We start from the raw sequence: 10,569 nt of genomic DNA on the forward strand, positions 1-10,569 counted from the left end.
TTCCCGTTTATCTAACTTGGGTTGATTGATACATGATTACTTATCTTCATGCTTCTTAAGTTCATCACCAATAATATCACCCAAAGTAAATCCAGTTTCTTCTTCAGGAGCATTATTGTTGTTAGAACTTTGACGAGGCTTACGTGATGAACGCTTAGGTGCTGATTCCTTCTTTGGCTTATCTTCTTCAGGAGCATCAGTTAAAGCCTTGATTGAAAGTGCTAAACGTTTTCTTTCTGGATCAACATCCAAGACTTTCACTTGAATTGTTTCACCAACTTTTAAGACATCACCAGGAGTGGCAATATGTTCATGAGAAATTTGTGAAATATGAACTAAGCCTTCAACGCCAGGGAATACTTCAACAAAGGCACCGAAATCAACTAAACGCTTAACAGTTCCTTCAAGGACACTGCCAACGGGTGCCTTTTCTTCGATTCCGTCCCAAGGTTCTGGAAGAGTTTGTTTAATTGAAAGTGAAATTCGGTTACGGTCGAAGTCAACTGATAATACCTTAACTTTAACTTGTTGGCCAACTTTAAGAACATCTGATGGCTTTTCAACCCGTTCGTAAGCGATTTGAGAAACATGAACCAAGCCGTCCATGCCGCCAAGGTCTACAAAGGCACCAAAACTTGTCAAACGAGCAACCGTTCCTTCAACAATGTCACCTTCATGAAGAGTTTCCATTAATTTTTCACGTTCTTGAGCCTTTTCAGCCTGAACAATTGCTTTATGTGAAAGAATTAAACGGTTTTCAACTGGATCAATTTCAATAATCTTCAATTCAAGTTCTTGACCCTTGAATTGATTCAAATTATCAACAAAATGATCTGAAATCATTGAAGCTGGAATAAAGCCACGAACACCAGCATCAACAACTAAGCCACCCTTAACAGCCTGGGAAACTTTTGCAGTGATTGTTTCATCATTCTTTGACTTTTCAGCCAATTCATCCCAAACTTTACGAGTTTCAATCTGACGTGATGAAAGGACAAAACTGCCGCCCTCTTTGTCACTACCAATTCTAGAAGTAACAATTAACTTTAACTTGTCACCCTGTTTGATATCCTCAAACTTTTGGTTGGCACCTAATTCACGTTCAGGAACAACGCCTTCAACACCGGAACCTTCAATACCAACAATTAATTGACGATTATCATCAGTGGCTAAAACTTCACCAGTGACAACATCGCCCACTTTTACTTCATTAACGCTATTTAAAGCGTTTAATAAATCATTTTTATCGTTATTTGCATTTTCACTCATCAAACAATTCCTCCTTGAAACAACTCTATTCATAATTTTATCTTAAATTCACTAAGATTACCAGTTAATTGAACAATTAGTTCGCATTCAATTTTTGGTTGATCACTTTTGCGATCTCAGAAACCACCTGTTGAATAGAAAGTGAAGTGGTGTCAATTTCGACCGCATCCTTAGCCTTAGTAAGCGGAGAGATCTTTCGATGAGAATCTTTATAGTCCCTGGCCTCAATTTCCAGCTGCAATTCATCAAGTGGCGTATTAATGCCTTTTTGAATATTTTCTTTGTATCGTCGTTGGGCCCGTTCTGCAACACTTGCAATCAAGAAGATTTTGACCTCAGCCTTGGGTAAAACAGCCGTTCCAATATCGCGACCATCCATGACAATCCCACCGTCTTTTGCAATTGACTGCTGCTGAGCACTTAGTTCTTGTCGAACATCGCCAATTGCAGCAACTGCTGAAACCGAATTGGTTACATCCTCTTGGCGGATGGCTTCAGTGATTTCTTGGCCGTCAATAAAAACCTTTTGCCCGCCTTGATCGGGAGCAAAAGTAATTGAAGTTGTCTTGGCAATTTTAGAAATTTCAGAATCATTATCCAAGGAAATTCCTGCTCGAATTGCTTTCAGGGTGATTGCCCGATACATTGCACCAGTATCACAGTAGATATAGCCAAATTGTTTGGCAACTAATTTGGCAACCGTGCTTTTACCCGCGGACGCGGGACCATCAATCGCAACTTGTAATCCATTTTTATGCATTTTAACATTCCTTACCTGACAATATTTTAGTAAATCTTTATCGAACCCGTAATTGCTGACCAGGATGGATTGATGACGTTGTGCTCAATCCATTTAACCGCATCAGTTCTGCTAAACTGATGCCGTGGTTAACGGCCACCCGATAAAGGCCTTGCCCCGGCTCAACAGTCGCATACCGACTTCCTGAGGCCGATTTATGTGTCGCTGTTGTCCTCTTAGCAGCTGAAGTTCCCGCGGGCTTTTGGGCAATTGATTCGCTAGGGGCTGCTGTGATACTTGAACTAGTGGATGCCTTTGCTTTCATTGTTGGAGACGATTCGGCAGCACTCGCTCGTTTCTGTTCGCGTTTTGAGCGCTCGGCAGTTTTGGCCTTACTAACTGAAGACTGCTTTACGTTCTCTTTTTTCACATCAGAGTGAGCTGAAGACGATTTTTTTTTTGCATTATCTTGTCTGACAACTCTAACTGACGAAGCAGACTTACTTGAATCAGCCTGTCCCATTGCACTTTGGCGAATCAATCCATAAGCTAAAGCGACCAGCGCAACAATAATAATTAACGCCGCAAGGATGATCGTAATCAAGTGATGATTCTGGCTTTCTTTTCGTAGTTTCACTCGAGATAAATTGCCGTTTTCATCACGATCCTCAGAAAATGTTTGATTCCACGGTTGGTCATCCGCCGATTTCTTTTGTGGGTCATTCGTATTCATATTAACCCCTCCCTCATATGGATATAGACATTTTTATTTTATCATTATTTTCGGTAAAGTTTTCTTAATTTTTTAATAAAAACAATTTATCAATAATTTGGTGCCAATCCGTCGATTGAACGCCTTGATCCGTTTCTGAAGATTTCAAATATTGCTGATTGAACTGCCGCCAATTTCCCCAAAAATCGGTATGAAAATCACAGCAAAATTCTGGATCGACATGCTCAACCGTTTCATCGAAATGTTGAAGCAGTAACTTCCGACGGCAGCCCGTTGTATAAATATACTGAATTAACGCATTCAACTCGCCAATCCGCCGAGATTTAGCCTGATCAAAAATAGCCAACGTTTGATCCACGGTTTTGCCAATATCGTAATAATACTTAATCACTCGAAAAGCATCGTTGTTCTGCAACTTGTCAGGATGTTGGTAAAGGTATCGGAGAAGCTGTTCTTCAGGAATTGTGTTAGCAATCAGGTTCTGTTGGAGATACTGATCGTTGGGCTCGTAAAGCAAAATTGCGAGGCTGGGCTGCTGATCTCGTCCACAACGACCAATTTCTTGCACGTAACTCTGAATATTATCTGGAAGGTGATAATGAATCACATAACGGACATTCTCCTTGTCAATTCCCATTCCAAAAGCACTGGTCGCACAAACAATATCAATGTCACCGTTCATAAATTGCTGCTGAATCAAAAAGCGACGCTGATTGTCCATCCCCCCATGATAGGCCATCACCCGTTTATCGGTCTTTTGGCTTAACATCGCGGCAATCTGCTCAGTCTGCTTTTTACTGGAAAAATAAATGATGCCGGCACCATTTAACTCTTTGACAAGCGTTTCCAACTGTTCATTTTTCTCTGGCAGATTTGCACAAATTTTAGCGCTCAAGAAAATGTTTGAACGGTTGGTCGGCAATACCAATTGCTTGACGCCTGTGGCCGTAAACCCCATCCGGTTTAAAATATCATCCCTGGTTCGTTGAGTGGCCGTTGCAGTCATCATCAACGTGAGTGGATTTTCAAGCTGATGTCGAATTCTACCAAGCCGCAGATAATCAGGCCGAAAATCAGGGCCCCATTCAGAAATACAATGTGCTTCATCAATGACAAACAAGCCGATAGATTGTCTCGCAATCATTTCAAAAATATTTCGATTACTTAGCATTTCAGGCGACACATAAATGTACTGATAATGATTGAGATTGCGTAAAATTGCTGCCCGTTCCTGAAAATCCATAGCCGAAGTAATGGCAACCACGCGTTTTGACCCTAAATACTGCAATCTGCTGACCTGATCTTGCATGAGGGAAATCAAGGGAGAAACAATGACAACCCGCTGATGGGTAATGGCCCCATATAATTGATATAACAGAGTTTTACCGCCACCAGTTGGTAAAATGGCCAAAGTGTCTCGACCAGCAAACAGATTTTCCAACACTTCTCTTTGTCCAGGCCGAAAGGAGTCAAAGCCCAAATATCGATGCAATTCAGCGGTTAAGTCAATCATTGTCACCCTTCTTTCGTTCAGAAATTTGAAAAAGTCGAAATTCAAAAAATTGTAAATCAGCTATCTGAGCCTTAGCAGCTTTGAATTGCCACTCACCAACATTTACAGGGGCAGCTTGCCGTAAGTTAGTAATGGTCTGTTTGTGGAGTAATCGTTGATATGGAAATTGCTCGAGCGGCAGCTCAATCGCTGCTTCAATCAGATGTTCATAAACAGTTGTCAACTTAATTTTACGTAACTGGGCAATTGTGGCTGGATCCGGTTGTCGGACAGAAACGAATAAATCAAAGGTTTGCTTGGCACTCCCTGACATCAGAGGTTTGGTAAGACCTGTCAACAGCAATTGTAAAGGTGTTTCCGGATCTTTGTTTAATAGTAAAAATAATCGAGAATATAATTTTAACCAATTCAGCTGAATAATTGTCGGTTCTAAATCCGTTTGAACTGCCAGCTGATCTTCCGTTAGCCCAGAAAAACCGTGACCTGTTAAACTGGCCGCAAAGATGTCTGCCAGTTGATCGTTTTCCAAACCACTCAAAAATTGCTGCAACAGTTGGTGAAAATAATTAGACAAATTTCGCTGCTTATTTTGAATAAACCAGCGTTTAATTAATTGATCGTCAAAGAAACCAATTGTTTGCGGATAATACCGATTGTTTGAATAACTATACTCCGAAACCACCTGAACAGCAAAAATAAACCGGCGCGAAAACCGGACAATGTCATATTGAGCAACAGTCGCCAGCTCATTCAAGGGCGTTACTGAAGCTTGGAATTGGTTTTGCTGATCAACCCCTCGACTGCTCAGCCGATACAACAATCCATCACTCACTGTGGCCAAGCCGGCTTTGTTCAAGGTATCAACGGCTGCCTGTTCATCACCTAAATCGAAATCATGAAGGGCACCAAAATATGGCAATAACCCATACTCCAACCCCCAATAAAGATTGGAAACCGTTCGCCTACCATCTAAAATATTCTTGATTGCTTTAGCTCTGCGATCTTGATTGGCATCGCCAAAGATTAAATATAGTGTTGAAAGATCCATATTTTCTCCTAAAAAATAAGCCGAACCAAAACGAATCGTTTTGAAACAGCTCATTATTAATCTGATATCTATTATATACGATGTTCGTCAAGAAAATTATTTAATCTTTAACCTTGGCAGGAATTTATCTTTAATGGCATAGAACAACCCACCAACGACAATTCCCTTGATTAAGTTAAACGGTACGACCCCAGCCATAATGATTGTGGTTAATGGTAAACTGAGTTTTAGCCCAATCACGCTCATATACAGTGGAATCACAGCACTCCAATTAAGCGCAGACATGATAATCGCCAAACTGACTGCCATTGTGGTAATGACAAACAGTGCTTTTTTGAAACCTTTCATTCCGGAAAGTACCCGATTAGCCAGGTAAAATGCCCAAATCAAAACCAGCGACGAGATAAATGAGGAACCCACACCAATCAATCCTGGTACCGATGCACCGGTGGTCACCCAATACAGAATTGATTTCAATCCGGCGATGGTCATGCCGCCAACAGGCCCAAATAAAACTGTCCCAATCAAGATAGGCATGTCGCTAAAATCAATCTTCATGTACGGTACAATCGGAATGATTGGAAACGAAATAAACATTAGTACATATGAGCAGCCAGCTAACACTGACATCTCAACCAAACGGGTCGTCAGCACCTGACGATTGTTGCCACTATTTTCCATTGAAAAAACCTCTTCCCAATGGTCAATCTTCAAAAATAATACCCCAACATAGAATATGTCAGGGTATTATTAATCGCATAGAATTAATCTTCTGCATACCAGACTTTACTGTCGGTACTGGGATCACACCAGTTCAACGTGATAAATCACGGTCGCGGACTATACCGCCGGTCGGGAATTGCACCCTGCCCTGAAGATAAACCAAATTATTTAATTTCAATTACAAATATATCAGAAACTGACAAATTGTCAACGTTTTGTGTTGTCAGATAACTCTTTTAATTCTTCAACTTCATGGGGCTTAAGCCGACGGTATTCACCGGCCTGGAGCCCATGCAAATCCAAGAAGCCATACGTTTCTCGACTAAGCTTTTCAACTGGATGACCAATCTTTTCGAACATGTTTTTAACTTGATGATTGCGACCTTCATGAATCGTTAATGAAACGATTGACGATTCCTTATTCGTTCGAATTAACTTGGTCTTGGCCTTGGCAGTCTTTCGATAATCGATTACGACACCGGTTCGCAGTTGTTTCAAATCATCATTGGTCACAATCCCCTTAACCTTGGCAACGTAAGTCTTCTCAACTTCATACTTGGGATGGGTGAGCTTATTGTCAAGATCACCATCATTTGTTAAGAGTAACAATCCAGATGTGTCGTAATCCAACCGGCCAACAGGATAAATCCGCTCTGGGACTTCCTTGAGAATATCCACAACCGTTTTTCGATGCTTATCGTCGGTTACCGCGGTAATCACGCCCCGTGGCTTATACAATAAATAATAGACAAGCGTTTCTTTTGAAATCGGAACCTCGTCGACTTTAACCTCATCAGCTGAGGTCACTTTAGTCCCAAGTTCGGTCACAACTTCCCCGTTAACCTTGACATGTCCTGATGTAATCAGCGTCTCCGCTTTTCGTCTTGAAGCAATTCCCGCATGGGCAATCACTTTTTGCAATCGTTCACTCATTTGTTCATCTCCTGATCTTGATGATCAATTTCCTTGTTAAATCTTGTTAGCAGTGCGTCACTGGTATTTTCATCCAAGCCTTCATCCTTAGGTAATTCTGGCAGGTCATCCAGTGATTTGAGGCCAAAATAATCCAAACCAGAATTAGTGACCCCATACTGTTTAGGATTGCCGACTTCTTGTTTGACGCCGGTAACCTCAATCAGATCTTGGTTCAACAATCGATGAATAATTGCCGAACTATTAACTCCCCGAATCTGATCAATTTCAATTCTGGTAACTGGTTGATTATACATGATAATCGCAATCGTTTCTAAGGCAGCCTGTGAAAGCACTCGCGGCTTGGCATCATTAACATAATCCTCAACCAGGCTGGCCAGTTCTTCCTTGGTACCTAAACGGTAGACATCGTTGCTAATAAATACTTTCAAACCACAATCGCCATCATTTATAAATTGTTCAGCGATCCGTTCGACTAGTTGGCGACAAGCAGCGACGGTCAGGATAGTTCGCTGTGACATCTGCCGCAACGTGATTCCCTGATCACCAGAAGCGTACAGCAGTGCTTCGACTTTTGCTAAATTACTCACTGTCATATGCGGGTCCCCTTCTAATTTGGATTGACTTATCTGGACTATCCTGCCTCAAAATCACTTCGTTGTACTTGGCCATTTCCAGAATCGCCAAGAAGTCAGTGACCACTTCTTCAGTTTTATGGGTGTGACTGACCAGCTTATCGAACGAAATGTGGGCAGCTGACCGCTGCAATAATTTCCGAACCAATTTTGTTTGACTTTCAATTGTAAATTCCCACTCATGAATCACAGTGGACATTGGTTGATTATAATGAAAATTCTTCAAAGCATCAACGTAACTTGCCATCAAATCTAATGAATTAAAAGGTGACGGAACCATCAGCGCTTCTTTTGATGGAGCAGCCACCATTTCTGATCGCGTAAAACTGCAACGCCGCTTGGCTTCAAGCTGCTTCAATTCGGAAGAAACCGCCTTATAGCGTTTGTAATTCAATAGCTGAGCAACCAACTCAGCTCGCGGATCGTCAGTCTCCTTGTCAGGATCAACCACATTTTCGGTTGGCAGCAGCATTTTTGATTTAATCACCATTAACTTGGCAGCCATCACAAAATACTCACCAATAATTTCCAAGTTCAACTTTTGAGCATCATAGATATAATCCATGTATTGCTCGGTGATTTTGGAAATCTGGATATCATAAATATCCATCTTGGACTGCTGAATCAAGTGCAGCAGAACTTCTAATGGTCCATCAAAATCATTCAAATGTAATTGGGGTTGTGTGGTTTCAGGCATGAGGCTTTGACTTCTCCCATTTAGCGCAGATCTCTCGGTTATCAAATCCACTAATAATCGTGTCGTCAGGATAGAGGGCTTGCAATTCGTCTAAAAGTTGATTGTAGTTTCGCTGATCAACACTTTGAGGCGTTAAAACCAATCGATGAATTAATAATTGTTTGCCTCGCAATTCAATGCCAACCAATCCTGACCAATTATTGTTTTGATCCCGCCAGAGGTAAATCATGCGATTATCACTGCCAGCGTACCAATTCATTTCTTGAGTCACGAGATCCATATTCTGAAGTTCGGATACGAGGGAAAAAAGACCCATTGTGATTTTTTCGTAATCTTTACGATATTGATATAACATGCTATTACCTCGTTCAATTAAGCTCTGGGATGAAATTTATCGTACACTTCTTTCAAATGTTTGTGAGAAATATGCGTATAAATTTGGGTAGTTGAAATATCCGAGTGGCCCAATAATTCTTGAACAATTCTCAGATCGGCACCATTTTCAAGTAGATGGGTCGCAAAAGAGTGCCGGAGGGTGTGCGGCGTGACATGTGTTTTAATCCCAGCCTGAGCCACATACTTCTTAATCATTTGCCAAATTGCTTGGCGGGTCAATTGCCGACCATGAGCATTCAAAAAAACATAGTCGGTATTGGTCCGGTTCTTCAATAATGTCAGTCGGGTTGTTTTCAAATACCGGTTTAGCCAATCCAAGGCAACGTCACTAATGGGAATAATTCGTTCACGGTCGCCCTTACCAATCGTTTGTAACAAATTCATCGAGAGGTGCAAATCAACCAATTTAAGGTTAATTAATTCACTGACCCGTAACCCGGTCGCATATAGCGTCTCTAGGATTGCTCGGTCGCGCACTCCCAGCTTCTTGCCGGTATCAGGGGTGGCCAACAGCAGATCTACCTGCTGCTCTGTCAAGACGTCAGGTAAGCCCTGAGCTTTCTTGGGAGAATCAACTTTGAGCATTGGATCCTCTTGGACAATCCCAAATTGAACCAGATACTGAAAAAAGCGTCTCAAGCTGGAAACTGTTCGAATGACAGTATTGCGAGCTTTATTGTCGTTTTGGAGCGTTTGTAAATAATCCAAAATCAAAAATTGATCAACTTGGCTGAACTTGGAAACTGTTTTTTTAAAGTAATGAACAGCTTCCAATAGATCTTGACGGTAGCTGGTTAATGTATTTTCAGACAAGCCACGCTCAACCCGCAGATAATGCAAATAGTCTTCAACTTGGTCAATCATGTTATCCCTACTTCTTTAACTTGATATAACCATCCTCTTGTTCGATTAATTGTCCTTTTAATAAGTGACCCAAGGCGCGTTTAAATGCCCCCTTGCTGATTCCGAAATAATCTTTAATTGAATCTGGGGTACTTTTATCGCTGAAAGGCAATTGTTTATCATCGGTATGGTTAATAGCTGCCAAAATCATCTGCGCATCTTCACCAATTTCTTGGTACGCCCTTGGCTTGGTCGAAATATTAATTGAGCCATCCCGCAAGGTCCCGATCACCCGACCACTCATTTCTTCGCCGAGACGAGGCTCGATTTGACGTTCATCGGGATGCAAAAATGCCAAGTGATAATCTTCAGTCAATAAGCGAGTGCCAGACATTTTCAGCCGGTAAACACGCGCTTTCAAATTCTTATTCTTGATGTCACCAGTAACTGGGCGAGAAATCGCTGCAAAAATTTCTTCATCGGCTAAGTGGCCCCAGATCCGATTCTTGTTGTCAACTGTCAGACATATCAACAGCTGATCACCAGCCTGTGGCCAAAGTGACCGAATGGTGGGCAATTCATCAATGGACACAACAACATCCTTGTTAGGCAGACCAATGTCAACAAACACACCAAGGCCAAATTTCTCCTTAACGACAGTTGCAAAGCCATAGTGATCTCGTCGAATCTTGGGGATATTCCGCGTGATTTGCATTTTATGTTGTTCATTTTCGTAGGTGAAGCCGGTAAAGCTGGCACCGATTTTTAAGGGCTTGTTAACTTCCGTCTTGTCCAAGAGAAAAGTTTCTCCTTCAATTTGAACATAGTAGTCCTTCTCATTTTCATCAATGACTTTACCGGTCACAACTTGCGCAATTATATTATTCATGGTTATCTCCGATCTAAAACTTCATGATCTTATTTTACACGTTTTAGCGGTAAATATCGAACTGATTCATAAAGGGGTCTAAACTTTCTGGTATTGATGGAAATCATCAATGCCAGTTTTTTTATCCAGAATAAATGGGACATCACTGTCC

12 protein-coding genes and 1 riboswitch are annotated in these 10,569 nt (G+C 41.4%); all 12 genes read right to left on the reverse strand.

All coding sequences use genetic code 11. The features are described from left to right. Positions 1-36 precede the first annotated feature (36 nt). Positions 37-1,269 carry a 30S ribosomal protein S1 gene (gene rpsA / locus KTE19_RS05055; protein ID WP_217341752.1) on the reverse strand — a complete coding sequence of 411 codons (1,233 nt, stop codon included), beginning with the start codon at positions 1,267-1,269 and terminating at the stop codon, positions 37-39. A gap of 76 nt (positions 1,270-1,345) precedes the next feature. Further along, positions 1,346-2,029 (reverse strand): (d)CMP kinase, encoded by a 684-nt coding sequence (gene cmk, locus KTE19_RS05060; protein WP_217161291.1) that lies wholly within the window; start codon positions 2,027-2,029, stop codon positions 1,346-1,348. Positions 2,030-2,066: 37 nt separating this feature from the next. Further along, positions 2,067-2,741 (reverse strand): LysM peptidoglycan-binding domain-containing protein, encoded by a 675-nt coding sequence (locus KTE19_RS05065; protein ID WP_217341753.1) that lies wholly within the window; start codon positions 2,739-2,741, stop codon positions 2,067-2,069. A 64-nt stretch (positions 2,742-2,805) separates the two neighbouring features. Next, positions 2,806-4,254, reverse strand: coding sequence for a RecQ family ATP-dependent DNA helicase (locus KTE19_RS05070; RefSeq protein ID WP_217161293.1), 1,449 nt, complete (start codon positions 4,252-4,254; stop codon positions 2,806-2,808). Next, entirely contained in the window at positions 4,247-5,302 is a 1,056-nt protein-coding gene (locus KTE19_RS05075; RefSeq protein WP_217341754.1) for a helix-turn-helix domain-containing protein, read from the reverse strand. Before KTE19_RS05075 ends, KTE19_RS05070 begins: the two co-directional genes overlap by 8 nt. Before the next feature lie 96 nt (positions 5,303-5,398). After that, positions 5,399-5,983, reverse strand: coding sequence for an ECF transporter S component (locus tag KTE19_RS05080; protein WP_217161295.1), 585 nt, complete (start codon positions 5,981-5,983; stop codon positions 5,399-5,401). 82 nt (positions 5,984-6,065) lie between these two features. Further along, positions 6,066-6,185: riboswitch (FMN riboswitch) on the reverse strand. A 47-nt stretch (positions 6,186-6,232) separates the two neighbouring features. Beyond that, positions 6,233-6,958 carry a pseudouridine synthase gene (locus tag KTE19_RS05085; RefSeq protein WP_217161296.1) on the reverse strand — a complete coding sequence of 242 codons (726 nt, stop codon included), beginning with the start codon at positions 6,956-6,958 and terminating at the stop codon, positions 6,233-6,235. Continuing rightward, positions 6,955-7,554 carry an SMC-Scp complex subunit ScpB gene (gene scpB, locus KTE19_RS05090; protein ID WP_217161297.1) on the reverse strand — a complete coding sequence of 200 codons (600 nt, stop codon included), beginning with the start codon at positions 7,552-7,554 and terminating at the stop codon, positions 6,955-6,957. The genes KTE19_RS05085 and scpB overlap by 4 nt, the downstream gene beginning before the upstream one ends. Further along, entirely contained in the window at positions 7,541-8,290 is a 750-nt protein-coding gene (locus KTE19_RS05095; protein ID WP_217161298.1) for a segregation and condensation protein A, read from the reverse strand. Before KTE19_RS05095 ends, scpB begins: the two co-directional genes overlap by 14 nt. Then, positions 8,283-8,645: a reductase gene (locus tag KTE19_RS05100; protein WP_217161299.1), complete on the reverse strand. Its 363-nt coding sequence runs from the start codon at positions 8,643-8,645 to the stop codon at positions 8,283-8,285. Before KTE19_RS05100 ends, KTE19_RS05095 begins: the two co-directional genes overlap by 8 nt. A gap of 17 nt (positions 8,646-8,662) precedes the next feature. Continuing rightward, on the reverse strand, positions 8,663-9,550 hold the full coding sequence (gene xerD, locus KTE19_RS05105; RefSeq protein WP_217341755.1) for a site-specific tyrosine recombinase XerD: 888 nt from the start codon (positions 9,548-9,550) through the stop codon (positions 8,663-8,665). A gap of 7 nt (positions 9,551-9,557) precedes the next feature. After that, complete coding sequence (locus KTE19_RS05110; protein ID WP_217161301.1) at positions 9,558-10,418, reverse strand: CvfB family protein; 861 nt, start codon at positions 10,416-10,418, stop codon at positions 9,558-9,560. Between the last annotated feature and the right edge of the window lie 151 nt (positions 10,419-10,569).

It is taken from the genome of Lentilactobacillus dabitei (assembly GCF_019061365.1).
Classification (GTDB): domain Bacteria; phylum Bacillota; class Bacilli; order Lactobacillales; family Lactobacillaceae; genus Lentilactobacillus; species Lentilactobacillus dabitei.